20 protein-coding genes and 1 tRNA gene are annotated in these 21,299 nt (G+C 71.2%); 14 read left to right on the top strand and 7 right to left on the bottom strand.

What is annotated here, in order from left to right; genetic code table 11:
• Positions 1-138 precede the first annotated feature (138 nt).
• Positions 139-1,128, bottom strand: coding sequence for an asparaginase (locus ABEA67_RS07445; RefSeq protein ID WP_345463181.1), 990 nt, complete (start codon positions 1,126-1,128; stop codon positions 139-141).
• Positions 1,129-1,204: 76 nt separating this feature from the next.
• Between ABEA67_RS07445 and ABEA67_RS07440 the strand changes: the two genes are divergently transcribed.
• Positions 1,205-1,280: transfer RNA gene (locus ABEA67_RS07440), tRNA-Asp, on the top strand.
• 266 nt (positions 1,281-1,546) lie between these two features.
• Positions 1,547-3,457, top strand: coding sequence for a biosynthetic arginine decarboxylase (speA, locus tag ABEA67_RS07435; protein WP_345463178.1), 1,911 nt, complete (start codon positions 1,547-1,549; stop codon positions 3,455-3,457).
• Positions 3,458-3,550: 93 nt separating this feature from the next.
• Here speA and ABEA67_RS07430 read toward each other — a convergent pair whose 3' ends face one another.
• Positions 3,551-3,727: a hypothetical protein gene (locus ABEA67_RS07430; protein WP_345463176.1), complete on the bottom strand. Its 177-nt coding sequence runs from the start codon at positions 3,725-3,727 to the stop codon at positions 3,551-3,553.
• An 82-nt stretch (positions 3,728-3,809) separates the two neighbouring features.
• Here ABEA67_RS07430 and ABEA67_RS07425 point away from each other — a divergent pair, with 82 nt between their 5' ends.
• Entirely contained in the window at positions 3,810-4,532 is a 723-nt protein-coding gene (locus ABEA67_RS07425) for an alpha/beta hydrolase family protein (protein WP_345463173.1), read from the top strand.
• Between the two features lie 58 nt (positions 4,533-4,590).
• A complete protein-coding gene (locus tag ABEA67_RS07420; protein ID WP_345463170.1) occupies positions 4,591-5,052 on the top strand; it encodes a DUF1440 domain-containing protein in 462 nt (153 codons plus the stop codon).
• A 3-nt stretch (positions 5,053-5,055) separates the two neighbouring features.
• Here ABEA67_RS07420 and ABEA67_RS07415 read toward each other — a convergent pair whose 3' ends face one another.
• Positions 5,056-6,210: an AI-2E family transporter gene (locus ABEA67_RS07415; RefSeq protein ID WP_345463167.1), complete on the bottom strand. Its 1,155-nt coding sequence runs from the start codon at positions 6,208-6,210 to the stop codon at positions 5,056-5,058.
• A gap of 438 nt (positions 6,211-6,648) precedes the next feature.
• Between ABEA67_RS07415 and ABEA67_RS07410 the strand changes: the two genes are divergently transcribed.
• The 5 genes from ABEA67_RS07410 (at position 6,649) to ABEA67_RS07390 (ending at position 11,037) form a co-directional block, all read left to right on the top strand.
• Entirely contained in the window at positions 6,649-7,881 is a 1,233-nt protein-coding gene (locus tag ABEA67_RS07410; RefSeq protein ID WP_345463164.1) for a class I SAM-dependent RNA methyltransferase, read from the top strand.
• Positions 7,882-8,169: 288 nt separating this feature from the next.
• The gene (locus ABEA67_RS07405; RefSeq protein ID WP_345463161.1) at positions 8,170-8,547 is read left to right on the top strand and encodes a hypothetical protein; all 378 of its coding nucleotides are present in this window, start codon (positions 8,170-8,172) and stop codon (positions 8,545-8,547) included.
• A 54-nt stretch (positions 8,548-8,601) separates the two neighbouring features.
• Entirely contained in the window at positions 8,602-9,882 is a 1,281-nt protein-coding gene (locus tag ABEA67_RS07400; protein ID WP_345463158.1) for an NAD(P)/FAD-dependent oxidoreductase, read from the top strand.
• 14 nt (positions 9,883-9,896) lie between these two features.
• Positions 9,897-10,529, top strand: coding sequence for a VOC family protein (locus tag ABEA67_RS07395; protein ID WP_345463155.1), 633 nt, complete (start codon positions 9,897-9,899; stop codon positions 10,527-10,529).
• 40 nt (positions 10,530-10,569) lie between these two features.
• The gene (locus tag ABEA67_RS07390) at positions 10,570-11,037 is read left to right on the top strand and encodes an NUDIX domain-containing protein (protein WP_345463152.1); all 468 of its coding nucleotides are present in this window, start codon (positions 10,570-10,572) and stop codon (positions 11,035-11,037) included.
• Here ABEA67_RS07390 and ABEA67_RS07385 read toward each other — a convergent pair.
• From ABEA67_RS07385 to plsY, 4 genes are all read right to left on the bottom strand, one after another.
• Positions 11,001-11,642: a rhomboid family intramembrane serine protease gene (locus tag ABEA67_RS07385; RefSeq protein WP_345463150.1), complete on the bottom strand. Its 642-nt coding sequence runs from the start codon at positions 11,640-11,642 to the stop codon at positions 11,001-11,003. The genes ABEA67_RS07390 and ABEA67_RS07385 overlap by 37 nt on opposite strands.
• Positions 11,643-11,726: 84 nt before the next feature.
• Positions 11,727-12,746, bottom strand: coding sequence for an aspartate-semialdehyde dehydrogenase (locus ABEA67_RS07380; protein ID WP_345463147.1), 1,020 nt, complete (start codon positions 12,744-12,746; stop codon positions 11,727-11,729).
• 289 nt (positions 12,747-13,035) lie between these two features.
• Positions 13,036-13,335 (bottom strand): hypothetical protein, encoded by a 300-nt coding sequence (locus ABEA67_RS07375; protein ID WP_345463144.1) that lies wholly within the window; start codon positions 13,333-13,335, stop codon positions 13,036-13,038.
• A gap of 109 nt (positions 13,336-13,444) precedes the next feature.
• Complete coding sequence (plsY, locus tag ABEA67_RS07370; protein WP_345463141.1) at positions 13,445-14,038, bottom strand: glycerol-3-phosphate 1-O-acyltransferase PlsY; 594 nt, start codon at positions 14,036-14,038, stop codon at positions 13,445-13,447.
• Between the two features lie 271 nt (positions 14,039-14,309).
• Between plsY and ABEA67_RS07365 the strand changes: the two genes are divergently transcribed.
• The 5 genes from ABEA67_RS07365 (at position 14,310) to ABEA67_RS07345 (ending at position 20,733) form a co-directional block, all read left to right on the top strand.
• Positions 14,310-15,827: a sensor domain-containing diguanylate cyclase gene (locus ABEA67_RS07365; RefSeq protein ID WP_345463138.1), complete on the top strand. Its 1,518-nt coding sequence runs from the start codon at positions 14,310-14,312 to the stop codon at positions 15,825-15,827.
• A 5-nt stretch (positions 15,828-15,832) separates the two neighbouring features.
• Positions 15,833-16,264, top strand: a complete 432-nt coding sequence (locus ABEA67_RS07360; RefSeq protein ID WP_345463135.1) for a VOC family protein — start codon at positions 15,833-15,835, stop codon at positions 16,262-16,264.
• A gap of 47 nt (positions 16,265-16,311) precedes the next feature.
• Positions 16,312-16,641 carry a VanZ family protein gene (locus ABEA67_RS07355; protein ID WP_345463208.1) on the top strand — a complete coding sequence of 110 codons (330 nt, stop codon included), beginning with the start codon at positions 16,312-16,314 and terminating at the stop codon, positions 16,639-16,641.
• Positions 16,642-16,903: 262 nt separating this feature from the next.
• Positions 16,904-17,857, top strand: coding sequence for an AAA family ATPase (locus ABEA67_RS07350; RefSeq protein WP_345463133.1), 954 nt, complete (start codon positions 16,904-16,906; stop codon positions 17,855-17,857).
• Positions 17,858-17,868: 11 nt separating this feature from the next.
• Positions 17,869-20,733, top strand: a complete 2,865-nt coding sequence (locus ABEA67_RS07345) for a transglutaminaseTgpA domain-containing protein (RefSeq protein WP_345463130.1) — start codon at positions 17,869-17,871, stop codon at positions 20,731-20,733.
• The last annotated feature ends 566 nt before the right edge of the window (positions 20,734-21,299 follow it).

Genomic DNA, 21,299 nt, shown 5'->3' with positions numbered 1-21,299 from the left:
TTACGTCTGAGATTGGCCCACCTGGTGCGCAAAAGTCTCTCCTTCTGTCGCAAACAGGCCAACCTCGAAACCCTCCTCTGGCTCTTCATCCACCGCTACAACGCGTCATTACCCTGAACCCTCGACCAGCCCGATTTCTCAACCCCATACCAGCGGCAACTCGACCTCCACCGTGCCCACGTCCCGCCCCGCCCAGTTGTGCAGGGTGGCGGGGGCGAGGGCACGCATCTGCGCCGTGACAGGCACGCCCAGCGCCTCCAGCACGGCGAGGGCGACGTGGGGCCGCGCCCGCTCGCCGCCGTCCTGCACCTTGAAGGCGATGCCCAGCGGGCCACGCGGGCTGTTCCGCAGCGCCATCCCGTAAAAGGCCTCCGCCCCCATCTTGGCGGCCAGGCTGGGGACCAGCGGCATCAGCGTGGTGTCCAGCCGTCCGGGTCCGGCGATCAGGAAGGGGTGGGCGGTCATGGCCTGAAAGACACTTTCCAATGCGGGGGCGAGTGGTCCCGCCGGGGCCGCCAGCCGCGCGAAGAGGCGTGCCGCCGCGTGCAGCGGAAGCGCCAGCGCGGGCACGCTGCATCCGTCGGTGCCCCGCCGAACGTCGTCCAGCGCCACCCCGCCCAGCTCCGCGTGCAGTTCCCGGATGCGGACTTGCAGCGGGTGGGCGTGTTCGGTGTACCCCTCGCGCGGCCAGCCGTTCTGGACGCAGGCCAGCAGCATCCCCGCGTGCTTGCCCGAGCAGTTGTGATGCAGCGGCGTGGGGGCCTCGTTCCGGCGAATCAGCTCGGCGGCCGCCGTGGGGTCGAAGGGCGGGTGCGTGCCGCAGCGCAGGTCTTCTGCCGTGCTGCCCGAACGCGCCAGCAACCGCTCCACCACCGCCAGATGTTCCGGTGTGCCGGCGTGGCTGGCACAGGCAATGGCGAGTTCGTCGCCCGGCAACTCGGGCAGGCCCAGCGCCAGCGGGAGCGCCTGCACCGGCTTGGAACTGCTGCGCGGAAACGTCACGAGGTCCGCGTCGCCGCAGTGGGCCAGGCGTTGCCCCGCCGCGTCCACCACCGCCAGATGAACGGCGTGGACACTCTCTGCCTGCCCCCCGCGCGTGAAGATGACCCTGCCGTCCTGTGCTGTCATGCCCCGCAGGGTAGCGCGGCTTGACTTCCGGCGTCCCGGCCTTTAACCTCTTCTCCGCTGGCCTCGGGCCAGTGCTGGTCCGGTAGTGTAGCGGTTAGCATATCTGCCTGTCACGCAGAAGGTCGCGGGTTCAAATCCCGTCCGGACCGCCAGGAGAAGGGAGCGAGGTGTAAAAGCCTCGCTCCTTTTTGTTGTTGGGCGACCAGCTTCCAGCCGCCAGCCAGAACATTTTTTGCGGGCCGCTGGAAGCTGGCGGCTGGCCGCTCGCCCAATTGCCACCCGGCCCCCCACACCCCGCCGCGCCGTGCCGTATCATGCGCGGCGGTTTCGCACGGCGTCCGTGAGCGGCCCGCGTTCTGCCGGCCCCCCTCCGACCCCGCGCACGGCGAGCCTACCTTACCCACGGAGGACGCCTGAATTGACGACTTCACCCTCTTTTTCTGTTGCTGACGCCGCCGAGCTGTACCAGGTTCCCAACTGGAGCGGCGGCTGGTTCCGCGTGAACGGCGAGGGCCAGGTCGAAGTGACCCCCGCGCCCGGCGTGCACGCGCCCCTGCGCCCGATGATCGACGAGATCGTGGAGCGCGGCGAGAGTTTGCCGGTGATCCTGCGCTTTCCGCAGGTGATCGCGGGCCGGGTGAAGCACCTGAACGACGCCTTCCGCAAGGCCATCACCGAGTACGGCTACAGCGGGCACTACCAGGGCGTGTTTCCGATCAAGGTCAACCAGCGCCGCGTGGTGGTCGAGACGGTTGCCGCCGCCGGGTACGAGTACGCGCACGGGCTGGAGGCGGGCAGCAAGGCCGAACTCGCGCTGTGCCTGGCGCAGAAACTCAACCCCGACGCGCTGCTGTGCTGCAACGGCTTCAAGGACGACGGCTTCATCAAGCTCGCGCTGTGGGGCCGCACGCTGGGCAAGAACGTGGTCATCACCATCGAGAAGTACAGCGAACTCGACCGCATCCTCAAGCAGGCCCGCGCGCTGGGTGTGAAGCCCGCTATCGGCGTGCGCTTCAAGCTGCACGCGCGCGGCTCCGGCCAGTGGGAGGAATCGGGCGGCGATCAGGCCAAGTTCGGGCTGAACGCCTACGAGCTGCTACGGGTGGTGGAGCGGCTGCGCGAGGAGAACATGCTCGACTCTCTCGTGATGCTGCACACCCACATCGGCTCGCAGATCACCGACATCCGCCGCATCAAGGTCGCCGTGCGCGAGGCCACCCAGACCTACGCGGGCCTGATCGCGGCGGGCGCGCAGCTCAAGTACCTCAACGTGGGCGGCGGCCTGGGCGTGGACTACGACGGCTCCAAGACCACCTTCTACGCCTCCATGAATTACACCGTGGCCGAGTACGCCGCCGACGTGGTGTACACCGTGCAGGAGGTCTGCAAGGCGCGCGAGGTGCCCGAACCCACCATCATCAGCGAGTCGGGCCGCGCGCTGACCGCGCACCACGCCGTGCTGGTAATGCCGGTGGTGGACGTGACCGGCCCCACCCGCGACCTCGAAGAACTCGCCGCCCCCAGCGAGGACAGTCACCAGATCGTCAAGGACCTCGAAGAGATTCTGGTAAACATCAGCGCCCGCAACTACCGCGAGATGTACAACGACGCGGTGGGCGACAAGCAGACGCTGCACAACCTCTTCGACCTGGGATACGTGACCCTCAACGACCGCGCGCGTGGCGAGGCGCTGTTCAACGCCATCCTGCGTAAGATTGCGAGGCTGATTCAGGGCGAGAAGTACGTGCCCGACGAGCTGGAAGACCTCCAGAAGGTGCTGGCCGACAAGTACATCTGCAACTTCTCGCTGTTCCAGAGCCTGCCGGACAACTGGGCGATTCAGGCCCTCTTCCCGATTGTGCCGCTCGACCGCCTGGACGAGCGTCCCACCCGCCAGGGCACGCTGGTGGACATCACCTGCGACTCCGACGGCAAGATTGAGAAGTTCATCGACCTGCGCGACGTGAAAGCCACGCTGCCGCTGCACGAACCCGGCAACCGGCCCTACTACCTGGGCGCGTTCCTGATGGGCGCGTATCAGGACGTGCTGGGCAGCGCCCACAACCTCTTCGGCAAGGTCAGCGAGGCACACGTGACCATCCTCCCCGGCGGGAAGTTCCACATCGACCTCTTCGTGCGCGGCCAGAAGGCCCGTCGCATGATCGAGTCGATGGGCTACGAGGAACCCATGCTGCGCGACTCCATCGAGGATCAGGCCGACGACGCCCTGGTGGCGGGCACCCTGGCCGCCGGGCAGGAAAACGAGCTGCTGGAGGACTACGGCGAGGAACTGCTGGGCTACACGTATCTGGAGTACGAGGAGGGCTGAGGTTCGGGGCGGGAAGCCGTGAGCTATGAGCCATGAAAAAGAGGGCTAGGGCAAAAAGCTTCGGCCCTCTTTTTACGCCGCACGACTCAACGCTTACTTATTGTCCTGCATCGTCGTGATCGTGGTCGTCGTGCCCTGGGTCTGCCCGGCCGAGTCGAAGGTTTTGGTGGTGGTCGTGCTGGTGCTGGTGTCGGTGCTTCCGGTCTTGCTGTCGCCGGCGGCGAGCAGCAGGGCGGCGCAGGCATACAGCAGGGTCAGAGTCTTTTTCATGCCTCCACTGTCGGGGTGCGGCAGGAAGCCTTGACGCTGCGGGGGACATCACCCCAGCATAGCCGCCAGGAGAATGGAACCCATGACCATCCCCGGCCTGGACCTCCCCCCCCTGCCCGACGCTGCCCGGCTCACGCTCCCGCTGGGCGACGTGACGTTGGGCGGTTACTACTGGATGCAGTCCCGACCCGCCCCCGCCGTTCTGCTTCTGCACGGCTGGGGCCAGGACGCCTCGCATATGGCGCACCCGGCCCGGCTGTTCCGGGAGGCGGGGTGGCACGCGCTGAGCCTCTCGCAGCGCGGCTGGCGGGGGTCGGGCGGCTGCGACGACTACGGGCGCAGCGGCGCGGACGATATGCGGCGGGCGCTGGACTGGCTGGGGCGGCAACCCGGCGTCACGTCCGCCCTGCTGCTGGGCTTCAGCATGGGCGGGCTGGTCGCGCTGCTGGCGGCTTCTGCGCCCTGCGCCGCGCGTGGGGTCGTCGCCGTGAGTGCGCCCACGGACCTGCGCCGCACGGCTCGGACCACCTCGCTGGGGATTTTGCGCCGCTACTACGACGCCGTTCTCACCGAGCGGCAGTGGGTGGAAGGTTCGCCCCTGCGCCACGTCGCGCGTCTGCGCGTGCCTGCGCTGCTGGTGGTCGGGACGGAGGACCGCTTCTGCCCGCCCGCCGAGGGACGCAGCTACGCGGCGGCCACCGGCTCGTGCCTGCTCGAACTGCCCGGCATGGCCCATCAGCCCACGGACGAGGAGTGGCGGCTGCTCGTGCGGGAGACGCTGGGAATGTTCGGGGCGGAAGTGTGAACGCTCCGCCGGCCAGCCCCCACCCCCTCTCACGCCCCTTCCGGGCATGCTTCCGGATATGAGGCTGAATCCCTACCTGAAGTCTGCCGCTGCGGGTTGCGCCGCGACCCTGCCCATGTCGGCCTGGATGCTGGCAGCGCAACACTGGCTGTTGCCCCGGCGCGAGCGGTACCCGCTGCCGCCCGAGCAGATCACCGAACACGCCGCCGAGGCGGTCGGGTTGGACGCGGTGGCCGGGAACGAGCCGGTCCTGAAGGTGGCGACCGTGGTCAACCACTTCGCCTATGGCGCGGCGGCGGGTGCCCTGTATGCGCCGCTGCGGTCCCTGCCGGGGTCCCCGCTGGTGAAGGGGATGGGCCTGGGTCTTTTCGTCTGGAGCGGCAGTTATCTGGGCCTGCTGCCCGCGACCGGCCTGCTGTCTCCGGCCACCGAACACCCTGCCCGCCGCAACGCGCTGATGATTGTCGCGCACCTGATCTGGGGAGGCTGTACCGGCGTGCTGGCCGAGCGGAAGGGGTAGGGGTCAGGCGTCCTGCCTGTCCCGCTGTTCCTCGCGCCGCTGTCCCCCGTCCCGCTGCCCGATGCGGCCCTGGTAGGCCCGGCTGGGCAGCCAGTAGCGCACCGTCCAGCGTTGCAGCAGCAGGGCGACCGGCACGGCCAGCAGCGCGCCCCACACCCCGGCCAGGCCCAGGCCGATCAGGACGGCCACCATCAGGGCCGCCGGGTTGGCCTGGGTGGTGCGGCCCATCACCAGCGGCCCGAGGACGTTGCCGCCAATCTGGTTGAGGATGAAATACAGCCCGGCCACCAGCGCCAGCGTGGTCGTGCCCTGCGGAACGGCCTGGAGCAGCGGCGGAATGGTCGCCAGGACCATCCCCACAAAGGGCACCAGGTACAGCACGGCGGTCAGCAGGCCCAGCGCCAGCGGGTTGGGCACCTTGAGCAGCAGCAGGCCCAGCCCCGCGAGGGTGCCCACACCCAGGCCGGTCAGCAACTGGCCCCGGATAAAGCGCCCGAAGGAGACACTGACATCCTCCGAGAGGCGTTCCACCGTGGGCTGCCAGTCGCGTGGGAAGACCTTCAGCAGGCCGCGCCCGACCCGCTCGTAATCCAGGGCGAAGTACAGCGCCAGCGTTAGCACCAGCCCCGCCTGCCCCAGCCAGCCCAGGATGCCGCTCAGCCGCCCCAGCAGCGAGGGGCCGGAAAACAGCATCTGGTCCAGGATCGGGCCGATGTTGTGGGAGATTTCCTGGGCCTTGGCCTGCACGTACAGGGCCAGACGGTACTGCAATTCGTCCGCGAGCGAGCCTCCCCCCGCGCGGTCGAGCGCCGCGTCCAGCAGGGCGGTGAGGCGGTCGGCCAGCGCGGGCAGCCCCTCCACGAAGCTGCTCACCTGCGTGACCAGTCGCCAGAACAGCAGCGCCACGACTGCCAGGAACACCAGCAGCAGCAGCAGCACGCCCCAGGTCCGCGCCAGCCCCCGCTTTTCCAGCCGGGCAAGCAGGGGGTTGCACAGGTAGGCCACACCGTAGGCCACCCCCACCATCACCAGAACACTCGCCAGCCGCCGCGCGGCGAGGAACAGCAGCACCAGCAGCAGCAGGTAGACCAGCAGCCGGACCGGGGGCCGGGTCCACAGGTTCTCCAGCATTTCGGGGACGGTACGGGTTCGGTTCAAGGTGGCTCCCTGGGGCTGGAGTGTGGGCGGCTGGGCCGGGGCGGGGGCGGCGGCGTGGGAACTGGGCGGCTACGGGGGCGGCTCTGCCCCGACTTTAAAGCAACGCCCGGCCTCGCCGCGTCATACGGGATTGCTCTGATTCCCGGACATCTGGGAAAGCGCCAGATGTTCCTGCCCGCCCTGAAAGCGTGTCCAGAGGCGGCTCTGGACACTGGGCGGTTCCATCGCCGCAACCCCGTCGTTTTTGTTCCTCGCTCTGCTGCGCCGTTGTCGTGAATGGACGCCCCTGGGGACGCCACTCCTCAGCTGTGCCAGTCCGCTCGGTTGATTCCAAGGAATCAACGCAATTTGGTATCACAGGCCCCGGCGCAGCTCCACGGGCACTTCGCGTCCCGCCTTCCCTTCGCCGGGGGCCGGGCGCGCTACCCTATGCCCCGTATGCCTGAAGCTCTGATCACGCTGGAAATCGAGAAACTTGTCGCCGGGGGGCTGGGCCTGTCCCGGGACGAGTCCGGCGTGGTGCTGGTGCGCGGGGCGCTGCCGGGCGAGCGCGTCGAGGCGAGCGTGCGCGCGGGCCGGGGCGTGCGCCAGGGCGTGACCCGCGAGGTGCTGCGTGCCAGCCCCGACCGCGTGGCGGCCCCCGACCTGCCCACCGTGGACCTCGCCCACGCGGCCTACCCCGCGCAGCTCGCCTACAAGCGCGGCTTTGTGGAAGAGGCCCTCTCACGCATCGCCAAGCTGCGCGCGCCCGTGGCCGAGACGGTCGCCAGCCCGCACGAGTGGCACTACCGCAATACCGCGCAGTACCTGGTGACGCCCCAGGGCCTCGCCTACCGCGAGCGCCGCGGCCGTGACCCGTTGGTGGTGGGCCAGGACCCGCTGGTGATGACGCAGATTCAGGCCGTGATCGACCGCCTGAACCCCGAACACCTCGACCCGGCGACCGAGGTGGCCTTTCGCGCCAGCCGCCTGACCGGCGAGGTCGTGGCGGCCCTGATTGGCGCGGGCGAGCCGAAGGCGTTCCTGCGGGCCTCCGACCACCTGCTCGACGCCGGGGTGACGGGGGTGAGCCTGGCCCAGCCCGCCGGGCGGCGCTTCGGCGCGGGCGTGCGCCTGATCGCGGGCGAGCCGGAGGTGCAGGAGCAGTTCGGGCGCGTGCAGGTGGGCGTGACGGCGACTGGCTTCGCGCAGGTGAACCCGGAGGCGGCGGGCCTGGCGTACCTCCACGCGGCGGAACTGGCCGGCAGCGGCCTGCACGCCGTGGACCTCTACGGCGGCTCGGGCGCGATTGGGCGGCACCTCGCCCCCCACTTCACCCGCGTGACCGTGCTGGACTCCTCCGCCGAGGCGCTGGCGCGTGGCCGGCAGGCGGTGGCCGTCAGTGGCGAGCGCAACGTCACCTACCGCAGTGGCGACGCCGCCCGCTTCAGCGAACTGGGCACCGACGTGATCGTGGTGGACCCGCCCCGCGCCGGCCTGGAGCCGGAAGCCCGCGACCACATCCACGCCAGCACCGCCGACCGCCTGGTGTACGTGAGCTGCGACCCCGCCACCTGGGCGCGCGATGTGGGCGACCTGACCCGGCGCGGCTGGCGTCTGGGCGAAGTCACCCCCCACGACTTCTACCCCCAGACCAGCCACGTGGAAGTGGTGAGCGTGCTGGAGCGGTAGGAGGGCCGGGGTGTTCTCTGGGAAAGGGGCGAGTAAGCGGCCTTTTTTCTCCCTCTCCCTTTGCGGGAGAGGGCCGGGGAGAGGGGTGGCAAGCGGAGCTTGCCTGCATGCCAGAAGAGAAAAGCGGTTCCGCATGTCCTGCCCGCCTGACCTGTACTGCCCAGCAGGTGCTTGTGGGAGAGGAAGGTGGCAAGGAGCCGTAGCCCCGCTGCCCGGCGCGACCCGCCCCGCCTTGACCGTTCTCTTACGCCCGGCGTCCGGGCGGGGGGAAGGCGTTAGCCTGCGGCCATGAAGCGTGCGGTCCTGCCCCTCCTGCTGCTGGCGGGCCTGCTGAGCGGCTGCGAGGACCGGGAGGCGCGGGCGGAGAATGCCCGGCTGGCCGCCCGCGTCACGGCGCTGGAGGCGCAGGTGCGGGCGCTGCGGGCCAGACAGGGCAGCGTCGCCACCGTCCAGCAGGCCGCGGGGCAGAACTGTGCGAACGAACTCGCGCGGGTGCTGGAGTCTCTGCGCCAGGATGACGGTCAGTATCCGCCGATGCGCCTGGTGACGCTGCCCGACGCCTGCATTGACCTGCGCGTGAACTGGCATGTGCTCAAGCCCCAGGCCTACGCTTTCGACGTGACCGACGCCGCAGGTCAGGTGCTGACGACCCAGCGCGGCCCCTGAACCTCTACCGCTGAACCCATACCCATGAACCTTGCCGAACGCTACCCTCGGCCCATGCAGGACATTCTGGTGATAGGGGCGGGGCTGGCGGGCCTGACCGCCGCGCAGGTGCTGACGCGGGCGGGGCGGCGGGTGCGGGTGCTGGAGGCGGCGGAACATGTGGGCGGACGCGTGACGACGCGCGAGGTGGGCGGTTTCACGCTGGACGTGGGCTATCAGGTGCTGTTTCCCGCGTATCCGGCGGTGCGGCGGCACCTGAACCTGGAGGCACTGGATCTGGTGCCGGTGCCGCCTGCGGCCGTGGTGCGGCGGGGCGGTCGGGCTGAGGTGCTGGGGGACCCCCTGCGCGACCCCGCCAGCCTGCCGGGCACCCTGGGCAGCCGCGCCCTGACCCTGGCCGACAAGCTGCGGGTGGCGCGCCTGGCCGCCCGCCTGCGCCTCCCGCCCCCCCACACCCTGCTGGTCGGCCCCGACGAGACGACGGGGAGCTACCTGCGCCGCCAGGGCTTCAGCGAGGGCGCGCTCGACCACTTCTTCCGGCCCTTCTTCGGCGGCATCTTTTTGCGGCGTGACCTCCAGACCAGCGCGCGGCTTTTCCGGTACTACTTCCGGATGCTGCTCGACGGCGGCACGGCCCTGCCCCGCGCGGGCATGGCGGCCATTCCCGCCCAGCTCGCGCAGGGGCTGGACGTGACGACCGGGGTGCGCGTCACGCGGCTGCTGCCCCACGGCGACGTGGGGGGCCAGGGCCACCTCACCGCCGTGACCTCCGCGGGCGAGCTGGATGCCCGGCAGGTGATTGTCGCCACCGACGCCGACACGGCCGAGCGGCTGACGGGTGAGCCACTGTCACGCGGGCACCTGGGCAGCACCGCCCTGTCCTACGCGGCCTCCCGCCCCCTGGACGAGCAGCCCCGGCTCCTGCTGAATGCCGAAGAGGGTGGCCTGGTCAACCACGCGCAGTGGGTCAGCCAGGTCATTCCGGGGCGGGCACCTGCCGGACAGCACCTCCTGACGGTGGCCGTGAACGGTGTGCCCGACCTGGACGACGGGGCGCTGGATGCCCGCGTGCGCGGGGAGCTGTCGCGCTGGTACGGGGCGGGGACAGAGGCGCTGCGGCTGCTGGCCGTGGACCGCATCCCCTTCGCGCAGTACCCGCAGCCGCCCGAGTACGCCGCGACGTTGCCCGGCCACGCCACCCGGCTGCCCGGCGTGCTGCTGGCCTCCGAGGCCACCTCCATGAGCGGTATCCAGGGCGCGATGGAAAGCGGTGAGAAGGCCGCCGCGATTCTGCTGGGCGACCTGACCGGGATGAGCCGCCCGCGCGGGGCGTGACGTACCCTGCGCCCATGACCATCCCCGTTCCTGCCACGCTCGACCATCTGGTCATCGCCGCCCGCACCCTGGACGAGGGCCGCGCGTGGCTGGAGGGCCGCCTGAATGTGCCCCTCCAGCCCGGCGGCGAACACGAACAGTTCGGCACCCACAACGCGCTGCTGTCGCTGGGGCCGGACACCTATTTGGAGGTCATCGCGGTCAATCCCCAGGCCCCCGCCCCACCGCGCCCCCGCTGGTTCGGCCTGGACACGCCCGAGGTGCGCGAGGAGCTGGAAGACGGCCCCCGCCTGATTCACTGGGTCGCGCGCGTGCCGGACCTCGCGGGCCTCGACCTCACGCCCTTCGGGGAGGCCCTGGACCTGTCACGCGGTCAGAACCGCTGGACGCTGACCGTGCCGGAGGACGGGCGGTTGCCGGGCGGCGTGGTCCCCAGTCTGATTGCCTGGCACACGCCGCCCGTGGCCACGCGCCTCCCCGACGCGGGGGTGCGTCTCGAACGCCTGACCCTGGGCACCCCCGACCCCGATGGGCTGCGGACCCTGCTGGACCACCTGAACTTCGCGGGTGAGGTGGAGGTGCGGGAAGCGCCCCAGGCCGAGCTGTCGGCCCTGCTGGTGGCACCGGACGGGCTGGTCACACTGTGAGGATGCTGAAGGCGGAAGGCAGAAGGCAGATGGCCCGAAGATGACGCTTCCCCCGCCAGACGGCACCTGGTCTGTCCGCCCTGAGGGACTGCCCGAGCGGGCCAGCGGGGGCGCGGTGGTGCTCAGGCGGGAGGGCGGGGGCTGGTGCGTCGCCGTTGTGGTGGAGCCGGGCGAATACCGCCAGCTTCCCAAGGGCGGGCTGGAACCCGGCGAGACGCATGAGGCCGCCCTGCACCGCGAACTGCGCGAGGAGGCGGGGCTGGCGCGGGTGCGGCTGGTGGCCGACCTGGGGGTGCTGGAACGGCAGAACTACGCCCGGACCCGCTGGCAGGTCACGCGCTATTTCCTGGGCCTGACGGACGAGGTGGGGGAGAGGCCGCTGGAAACGGGCTTCCGCCTGGAATGGCCCGTGCTAAAGGCCGTTCCGCCGCTGTTCTGGCCTGAACAGGCGCGGCTGGTGGAGCGTGTACGTCAGAATCTGGAACGGGGCGAGTATGGGTTGACCTGACCGCCGCGCGGTGGACGTTTGCGGTGCAGCAGCGCCGCCGCGACGAGGCCCGCCACGAAGCCGAACAGGTGCGATTCCCAGGAGATGACGGGATTGGTTGGCAGCACGCCCCACAGCGCCCCGCCGTACAGAAAGAGGGCCAGGATCGCCACTGCGATGGCCGCGGGCGTCCTTTCCCACCAGCCCACGCCGATCAGGTAGGCCAGGTAGCCGAACACCAGTTCACTGGCCCCCAGGTGGGAACTGCCCCCGCGCCCGAACAGCCACACCAGCACGCCGCCCAGCACCACGATCACCAGCGTCGCCGCCAGAAAACGCGCCACCCCGCGCAGGGCACTCATAAAGGCCAGCACCGCCAGCGGCACCGTGTTGGCGATCAGGTGTCCGAAGCCCACGTGCAGAAAGGGGGCCGTCAGCACATGCGGCAGGCTGCCCGGGTCCCGCGGCACGATGCCGTACTGGTCCAGTGCCCCCCCGAACGCGAACTGGTCGGTCAGCTCCTGCACCCACTCCCCGCCCACCAGCAGCAGGGCCAGCAGCGCCGCGAGGCCCACCGGCGAGCGCTTGCGCGGAGGCCGGGGCGGCAGGGGAGAGGGCGTCCTCATGCCCCCAGTCTGCCCCAAAAGAGAGAAGGCCAACGGGACGCTCCCCCGCTGGCCTTCTGCCCTCCGCGTTCTGCCTTCTGCCGCTTACCCGCTGACCCGCCCCCGCAGCGCCCCCTTCTCCTGAAGGTACTCGGCAATCTGCACGGCATTCAGGGCCGCGCCCTTGAGAAGCTGGTCGCCTGCCACGAACAGCTCCAGGCCGCCCTCGAAGACCAGCGAGGAACGGATGCGGCCCACCTCCACGTCGTACTTGCGGGTGGCGGTGAGGGGCATGGGGTAGAGCCGCGCCGCCGGGTCGTCGCGCACCTCCACGCCGGGGGCCTTTCTCAGCAGCTCGCGGGCCTCGTCGGGGGTGGCGGGCCGCTCCAGCTCCAGCGTGATGGCCTCGCTGTGGGTCCGCAGGGTGGGGATGCGGACCGCGGTGCAACTGATGCTCAGCGAGTCGTCGCCCAGGATCTTGCGGGTCTCCCAGACGACCTTCATCTCCTCCTTGGTGTAGCCGTTGTCCTGGAAGCTGTCGATATGCGGAATCACGTTGAAGGGGATGGGGTAGGCGAAGACCTCGGCCTGCGGCTCCCCGCCCGCCAGCTCCACCCGCGTGCCCTCCAGCAGTTCCTCGATGCCCTTCTGGCCCGCGCCGCTGGTGGCCTGGTAGGTGCTGACGATCATGCGCCTGACGCCGTAGGCACGGTGCAGGGGCGCGACCGCCACCACCGCGATCGCCGTCGTGCAGTTGGGGTTGGCGATGATGCCCCTGTGCCGCAGGGCCGCCTCGCCGTTCACCTCCGGCACAACCAGCGGCACGTCCGGCTCGTAGCGGAAGGCGCTGGAATTGTCGATCACGACCGCGCCGCCCGCGACCCAGGCCGGGGCCAACGCCTTGCTGATGGAGCCGCCCGCCGAGGCCAGAATCACGTCGGCGTCGATGGCTCCCTCGGGGGTGGCGCGCACCGTCAGTTCCTGCCCGGCAAAGGGCAGCTTCAGCCCCGCCGAACGCGGGCTGGCGTAGAGTTGCAGTTCGTCCAGTTTCAGCGTGCTGCTTTCCAGCACCCGCAAGAGTTCGTGTCCGACCGCCCCGGTGGCTCCCACAATCGCTACGCGCATCCCTGTGCCTCCCTGGCCCTGAAAAGAAAAGAGCCGCCACGCGGGGCTTCGCGGGCGGCCTGTGCATCAGCCGCCCTCACGGAGTCATGGTCGTGTGGCGGCGCATAGGGGCAAGGTACCCGGCAGGGGGCCGGGGGTCAAGGGGGCGGTTTAGATGGGGCCTCCTGCGGACAGCAGGCAGGAGGGTCAGGAGCGTCGAACGGTCAAAAAGTCTGACCGCGAACGGCCCAGAACCTCATCCATCTTTCTGCGCGGTTCGACCGTCAGACCGTTAGACGGTTTGCCACTGCTACTTCCTGCGGCGCATGAACGACAGCCAGCCCGCCCGCTCGGGCTGCCGGGCGGGGGCGAAGTCCGTGAGCCTGATTTCCGCCTCGGGGTGGGGGGCGGGTTCCCAGATCTCGCCGCTGAGGATGTGGCCGCCGAATCTTCCGGCCGCGTAGAGGGCGTGGGTGCGCTCGGCCTCCTCGCTGAGGGCGCGGGGGTCGGCCAGGGCTTCGAGCATGGCCTGAAGACTGTCGTCGTCACAGGTCCAGCAGCCCCGCGAGAAGGTGGCTTCCTGACCATAAATCCGAATCCTGACGGGCATGGCTGGCTCCCGGGCCAGACGGGCTGACCACCGCCTGGGCTTGTCCGTTGTGGTGACGCGCCCAGCATAGCGCAAGCTCCGGAGAGGGAAGCGCAAAAGGGGGCCGGCGCTACTTCGGATCGCCCAGCCGCCGCTCTTTTCCGGCCTGAAGGCGGGCGATATTGTCGCGGTGCTGCCAGGTCAGCAGGGCCGCCAGGAAGGTCACGGTGAGCAGCAGCCAGCCGGGGCGGCCCAGGGCAAACGCCACCGTCACGGCGGTGAGGGCACCCAGGATGCTGCCCGCGCTGACAAAGCGCGTGAGCCACATGCAGGTCGCGCCCACCACAAAGGCCCCGGCCCCGATCACCGGGTCAATCGCGGTGATGGTCCCGAAGCTGGTGGCGACCCCCTTGCCCCCCCGGAACCCCAGAAAGGGGCTGAAGTTGTGCCCGATCACGGCGGCCACGCCGCACAGCGCGGCCAGGGCTGGGTCGAGGCCCAGCGCCCGCCCCAGCCACACGCTCAGCGCGCCCTTGAGGATGTCGAACACGGCCACGGCCAGCGCCGGACCCTTGCCCAGCGAGCGCAGCACGTTGGTCGCGCCGCTGTTGCCGCTGCCGACCTTGCGAATGTCCACGCCGCGCGTGCGGGCCAGCCAGGCGGCAGCGGGAACCGAGCCGATCAGGTACGACACCAGCACGGCCAGGAGGGTGATCAGAATCACGGCCTGATTGTACGCATTGCGGCCGCCCGCACCGCAGGGGTGCCTGGGCACGGGGAAGGCCAGCCTGACGCTGGACCTGACCGGGACGGACCGCCTCCAAGTGCGCTGGCTGACCGCCCGGCGGCTCCCTTCCCCGTCCGGCCCAGCCCGCTCTACCGGCCCCGTCGGCCACAGGGAGGCCCTTTTCTCCCCACGCTTTCTGACCCTTGCCCTAAAGTTCCTATCAGTGATTGTCATCTGGCTCTGAGAGGGCATCGGCTAGCCTGGGGCCGTGTCTGCCGCTCCCCTGCCCCCCGATGAAGCCGCGCGCCTGGCGGCGCTGGTCCGCTACAGGGTGCTGGAGATGCCCGGTGAGGATGCCTTTGAGCGTATCACCCGCCTGACGACGCAGGTGCTGGGGGTGCCGTTCGCTGCCGTGAACCTGCTGGACGCCGAGCGGCAGTGGAGCAGGGCCTGTATCGGGGCGGAGCGCGGCGACGTGCCCCGCGCGGATTCGGTGTGTGCCTGGGCCATCCTGACGCCGGAAGTGCTGGTGGTGCCCGACGCCCGCCGGGACCCGCGTTTTGTCGCCCATCCGCTGGTGCAGTCGGGCGAGGTGGTGCTGTATGCTGGAGCGCCGCTGCTCACGCCGGACGGTCACGCTCTGGGGACCCTGTGCGTGACCGACGACCACCCGCGGCCCTTCGGGGAGGAGCAGGTCGAGACGCTGCGGCTGCTGGCGCGGCTGGTGATGGGCGAGCTGGAACTGCGGCTGCGCACCCAGGAGCTGACGCGGGCGCGCGATCAGGCCCGTGACCTGCGCGACCTGGCCGAGCTGATGAACGAGCCGCTGGAACCGCGGGACATGGCCTGCCGCGCCCTGAACCTGCTGCACGAGCGGATGCGGCTGGACTGGTCGGCCCTGCTGGACTTCACGCCGCACGGCCCGCGGGTGCTGAGTGCCCATACCAGCGACCCGGCCAGTGAGCCGGAAAGAAGCCGGGCCTTTGCCGCCACCTTCGAGGAGCGGCTCACGCTGGAGGACAGTCCGCTGGCGGCGGCGCTGTCGGGGCAGGGGCGGGTGTTTCTCGACGATTATCTGGCGCACGACCCCTGCCCCCACCTGCGGGACGCGGGGTTGCGGAGTGTCGCCTGGTTGCCCCTTCAGGTGGGCAGGCCGGGCGCGCGGCGGGACCCCCACTCGTTGCTGTTCCTGGTCCGCCTGGGCGAACCTGCTCCCTGGACCCCGGAGGAGCGCGCGCTGCTGGAGGAGGCCGCCCGCACGGTGGGCGTGGCCCTCGAACGCGCCGAACACGTGCAGATGCTCGAAAATGCGGCCCTGACCGACGCCCTGACCAGCCTGGGCAACCGCCGCGCGCTGGACGAGGCGCTGGACGAGGCCGACCGCCGCCTGGCCGGGCAGCATCTGGGCTACGTGCTGGGCGTGGTGGACCTCGACGGCATGAAGCGCGTGAACGACGAGCGCGGTCACGCCAGCGGCGACGATCTGCTGCGCGAGTTCGCCGGGCAGCTCGGGGCACCGGGACTGACCGCCTACCGCCTGGGCGGCGACGAGTACGCCCTGCTGGACCTGTGGCCCGCCGACCCCGGCGAGGCCGTGCGGGCCATGCGGGCGCGGGTGGAGGAGGCCGAGCGGCACGTGCAGGCGCTGGGCTACCCGGTGACGGCCTCGCTGGGCGTGGTGGTCGTCCCCCACGAGGCACCAGGCGCGACGGCGGCCCTGCGCGCCGCCGACGTGCGGATGTACGCCCACAAACGTGAACGCCAGGCGGTGCGCCCGTTACCCTGAGACCCATGACGGTCACGCTGCTCGATCACGTCGCCATCGCCACGCCCGACCTCGATCTGGGGTCCGCGCCGTACACCGCCCTGGGCCTGACCCCCGAGGGACCCGACGAGGAGGTCGCCGCGCAGGGCGTGCGCGTCCGCGCCTTCGTGGTGGGGGAAACCCTGATCGAACTCCTCGCCCCCATCCGGCCCGACAGCCCCATCGCCGGATTTCTGGAAAAGCGCGGGCCGGGGCTGCACCACACCGCCTACCGCGTCACCGACCTGGAGGCCGAGATGGCGCGGCTGCGGGCGTCGGGCGCGCGCTTCCTGTCGGACACCCCCTCGCCGGGCCGGGCGGGCACGCGGGTGGCCTTTTTGCATCCTAAATGGGGGGCGGGCACCCTGATGGAACTCGTGGAACATCCCGCCGGGGCACACGGGAGCGCGGGCCATTGACGCGCCTGGGCAGCAGGCCGGCCTGGTGGCTTCCCGCCCTGCTGGTCATGGCCGTCATCTGGTGGCTGAGTTCCTCGGCCGACACGCCCGGCCCGCCCCTGGTGCATCCCCTCGACTGGGCCGCGCACTTCACGGCGTACCTGACGCTGGGTTTTTGCCTGGGCCGCGCCACCGGACGCTGCGGCCTCGCGCTGGTGCTGGCCGTGTGGTTCGGCGCGCTGGACGAGGTGCATCAGGCCTTTGTGCCGGGCCGCGAGGCCGGCATCACCGACTGGTTCTTCGACCTGGCCGGGGCGTGGCTGGGGGCCTGGCTCGCCACGCGGAGGCTGCCGCAGCGGCGCGGGGAGGAGGCAGCCGGGGTGGAGGCGGCGCGGTAGTGGAGTGATACGAGATTAAAATGAGTCCTTGCATCCGGGAGACGTGCAAGCTGCCCGGTCGCCCCCTCTCCCCAGCCCTCTGCTCCGCAGCTCTACGAGTCACCCGCAGGGGGAGAGGGGGTAGGCAAGCCATCTTGATGTCGGCGAATCAACTTAATCCCGTATGAGGTACAGGCGCTTCTTTTTCCTCTCATCCCTCTGGTCCGCCTCCAACCCGCTCCTTGTCGCAGTTCTGTCAGAGCCGCGCCGCTAGGCTGGCCCCATGACGCGCCACGCGGCCTCTGCCCCGGTTCATGCCGCTTCCAGCGCGGGGGCGGTGCAGCGTGCCCTGGCGCAGCTCGACCGGGTGATTCTGGGCAAGCCAGTGCAGGTGCGGCTGGCGGTGGCTTGCCTGCTGGCGCGGGGGCACCTGCTGATCGAGGACCAGCCGGGGGTGGGCAAGACCACGCTGGCGCACGCGCTGGCCCGCACGCTGGGCCTGGGCTTTCGCCGGGTGCAGTTCACCAGCGACCTGCTGCCCGCCGACCTGCTGGGCATCAGCATCTGGGACGCGGGTGAGGGGCAGTTTCGCTACCACCCCGGCCCCATCTTCTCCGAGGTGCTGCTGGCCGACGAGATCAACCGCGCCACGCCCAAGACCCAGGGGGCGCTGCTGGAGGCGATGGAGGAACGCACGGTCAGCGAGGGCGGCGTGACCCGGCCCCTCCCCGACCCCTTTTTCGTGATCGCCACCCAGAACCCGGCCGCGTTCGTGGGCACGTCGCCGCTGCCCGAGGCCCAACTCGACCGCTTCCTGCTGACCGTCACGCTGGGCTACCCCGACCCCCGCGCCGAGCGGACGCTGCTGGAAACGGGGGGCCGCACCCAGGCGGTGCGCGACCTGCCCGCCGTGCTGGATGCCCCGCTGTTGCTGGCCGCCCAGCGCGAGGTGGACGCCGTTCACGCCGCCCCCGCCCTGCTGGACTACCTGCAACTGCTGGCCCGCGCCACCCGCGAGCATTCGGCGCTGGCCGCGGGCCTGAGTCCCCGCGCGCTGCTGGCGCTGCTGGCCGCAGGGCGGGCCTGGGCCTTTCTGGAGGGCCGCCCGATGGTGCTGCCGGAGGATGTCCAGGCCGTGTTTCCCGCGCTGGCCGCCCACCGCCTGCCCACCCGCGACCCGGCCGCCCCCGTGGGGGACGTGCTGGCGCGGATTCTGGCCGAGACGCCGATTCCGTAGGGCGGTGGGTCTTGAGCCGTGACCCGGACAGGGGAGGCGTTCCGGCCCCCACGACGGCCAGCCTGCGACCCACGCGGCTGGGGCTGGCCTTTCTGGGCCTGATTGTGGTCACGCTGGTGGGCTGCATCAACTACGCGCTGAGCCTGGGCTACGCCGTGACCTTTCTGCTGGGGGGCGTGTGGGTCGCGGCCGCCGCGCACGCGACCCGTGGGGGGCGGGCGGTCCGGGCCACGCTGGAAGCCCCCCCGGAGGCGGTCGCGGGCACTCCGGCGGCCTTCGTGGCGCGGGTGACCAGCGGCGGGGCGGCCCTGAGCGCCGTGGTGCGGGCTGGGGTGGGGCTGGTGCGGCGGGGGGTTGCCGTGCGCGTTCCGGCGGGGCAGACCGTGACCGTCACGCTGCCGGTGCCCGCGCCGGTGCGGGGAAGGCTCACGCTGGTGCGGCCCCTCGTGGCGGTGTTCGACCCGCTGGGCCTCTGGGAGGTGGTGCGGGCGCTGCCGGTGCCGGAACCGCTGACCGTCTTTCCGGCCCCCGAGGTCGCCCCGCCCCCCCCGCCCCCCCGCCGCCTGCCGCTGGCCGGGGAGGGCACGGGCCGCACCCGCGGCGACGAGGAGTTCAGTGGCCTGCGCGCCTACGTGCCGGGCGACTCGCCCCGGCAGGTGTCGTGGCGGCACGCGGCCCGCACCGGCACCCTGCTCACCCGCGAGACGGACGCCCCCGCCGGAACGGTGCTGGCGCTGGACTGGGCCGACACCGCGGGCCTGAAGGACCCCGAGGCGCGGCTCTCCCGCCTGGCCGCCTGGGTGGGCCAGGCGCGGCGCAGCGGCACCCCCTTCGCGCTGACCCTGCCCGGCGTGACGCTTCCGGTGGGTGGGGGAGAGGGCCACGCGCGGCGGGCGCTCGCGGCGCTGGCGGGGTATCCGCCGTTGCCTGCTGCACCGATGGAAACGCGCAAAAAGGCCCCGCCCGCCCTGTTGCCCGGTGCCCCGTTGCGCTTCACGCTGCTGGCGCTGGCGGTCGCGCTGGCTCCGGGGGCGCTGCGGCAGCCCGTCTGGGTCACGTTGCTGGTGGCGGGGGTGCTGGGGTACACCGCCCTGCGGACGCGGCGGCCTCTGCCCGCGCCGCCCACCGTGCTTCTGGGGGTCGTGGCGGGCCTGGGCGTGGCGCTGCTCTACGCCCGCTACGGCACCCTGCTGGGGCGCGACGCGGGCACGGCGCTGCTGGCCCTGCTGGTGGCGCTCAAGGCCGCCGAGACGCGCACCCGCCGGGACGCGCGGTTGCTGGCGCTGCTGGGCGTGTTCGTGGTTCTCACGCATTTCTTTTTCGGGCAGGGACCGCTGGTGGCCGCCCACGCGGGGCTTGGCGTGCTGCTGCTGCTGGCCGCGCTGGGGGTCTGGGCCACGCCGGGAAACGCGGACAGGGAAGCGCCCCGGCAGGCCTGGCGTGCGGCGGCCACGCTGGCCCTTCAGGCGGTGCCGCTCGCCGCGCTGCTGTTCGTGCTGTTTCCCCGCCCCGAGGGGCCGCTGTGGCAGCTCCCGGTGCAGGACGCCGCCCGCACCGGCTTGGCCGACCAGGTCAGCGTGGGTGACTTCGCCAGCCTGGCCCAGAGTCAGGCCGTCGCGTTCCGGGCCGATTTCGCGGGTGCCCTCCCGCCCCCCGCCGAACGCTACTGGCGCGGCCCGGTCTACGAGGCCTATGACGGCCTGCGCTGGACCCAGGTGCGGGTGCGCGGCCCGGCCCCCAGCGTGGAGGTGTTCGGCCCCACTCTGGCCTACACCCTCACCCTGGAGCCGAACGGCAAGCCGTGGCTGCTGGCGCTCGACACGCCCACCACCCTGCCACCGGGGGCCTTTCTGACGGGCGCGTTTCAGGCCGTCACCTTCCGGCCCCCCACCAGCCGCACCCGGTACGCCTTCCAGAGCCGCCCCGCCCGGCTGGGCCTGCGCGAGAGCAGCGACCGCCTGAACTTCGACCTGGCCCTGCCCGCGGGCGAGAGTCCGCGGGCGCTGGAACTGGCCGCCAACTGGCGTGGTCTGCCGCCGGGGGCACGGGTGGAGGCGGCGCTGGCCTTCCTGCGGAACGGGAACTTCTCCTACACCCTCACGCCGCCCACGCTGCCGGAGCGCGACCGGATCGACGCCTTCCTGTTCGGCACGCGGCGGGGCTTTTGCGAGCATTACGCCTCCGCCTTCGCGTTCCTGATGCGGGCAGCGGGTGTGCCGGCGCGCATCGTGGGGGGCTACCTGGGTGGCGAGGTGAATCCGGGCGGCGGTTACCTGATCGTGCGCCAGCAGGATGCTCACACCTGGACCGAGGTCTGGTTGCCCGGCCAGGGCTGGGTGCGGGTGGACCCCACCGCGAGCGTCGCCCCCGCCCGCGTGAGTGCGGGTCTGCCCACCGCCCTCACCCGGCCTGCCGCATCCGCGCCGCTGCCGGCCACGCCGCTGCACCGGGCGGCTCTGCGCCTGGACTCCCTTCAGAACCGCTGGAACACCTGGGTCGCCGGCTACGACGGTTCGCAGCAGCGTGCCCTGCTGACGCGGGTGGGGGTGGGCCGGGTGGGTGGTCCGCTGTATCTCGCGGTTGGTGGGGTGCTGCTGCTGCTGGCGCTGGTGCCCGCCCTGCTGGTGTCCCGGCAGCCCCGGCCCGCGGACCCGGCCGCCCGGTTGCTGGACGACCTCACTCGCCGGCTGCGTCTGCCTCGCGCTCCCGGTGAGGCTGCCGCTGCCTATGGCGTGCGTGCGGGCCAACGATATCCAGCTCAGGCGGCGGCCATCGCGGAGGCGGTGCGGGCCTATCAGGTTGCGCGTTACGGTTCTCAGGGGGACGCGGAGGCGCTGCGGGCACTGCGGGCGGCGGTTCGGCGGGTGAGGCGGTAGCGGCTCTCTTGTGAGGTGGGGGGGTTTTTTGGGGCAGGGCATCTTGTAGCGAGCTTCCCCCCGCCCCCCCAGCCCCCCTACCCCCCACCGGGGGGCAGGGGGGAGCTTTTCGCTGCGCTCGGCAAGGGGGTTCCTGGCGTTGGAAGGCTTGCCAGGCTTCGCCCCGGTTTCCCCCTCCACGCCATGCCCGGCCCACCTGGCGGCCTCGGGCCTGGCGGCCCGAACGGCTCGTCTTCCAGGCCTGCCCGCTTGAGGGGTGGGACCTGGGCAGCCGCTCCAAAGTTTGAAAAGACTGGGGAGGCGGGAGCTTTGGCTTTGGAGGTATCGTAGACGGGAAAGGCGTGTGGGGGCGCTTTTAGCTCCTCCCCCTTGCGGGGGAAGTTGGGACTCGTAGAGCTGCTTGCAGAGGGGGGAGGACGGCGCAGCCGTCCCGGTGCCCTTCAACGCAGACAACACCCTTCCAGCCTTCGCTACAGCATCAAGAGAGACTTATCGGCAGCACTCAGCCCCTTGCGGGGAACTCGGAGAGCTGCTTGCAGCGGGTCGGGGAGGGCGGGGGCAGGCCT

The organism is Deinococcus carri, assembly GCF_039545055.1.
Classification (GTDB): Bacteria; Deinococcota; Deinococci; order Deinococcales; family Deinococcaceae; genus Deinococcus; species Deinococcus carri.
Note: the sequence above shows the minus strand (reverse complement) of the source record. Positions and strands in the feature narration are given on the sequence as shown.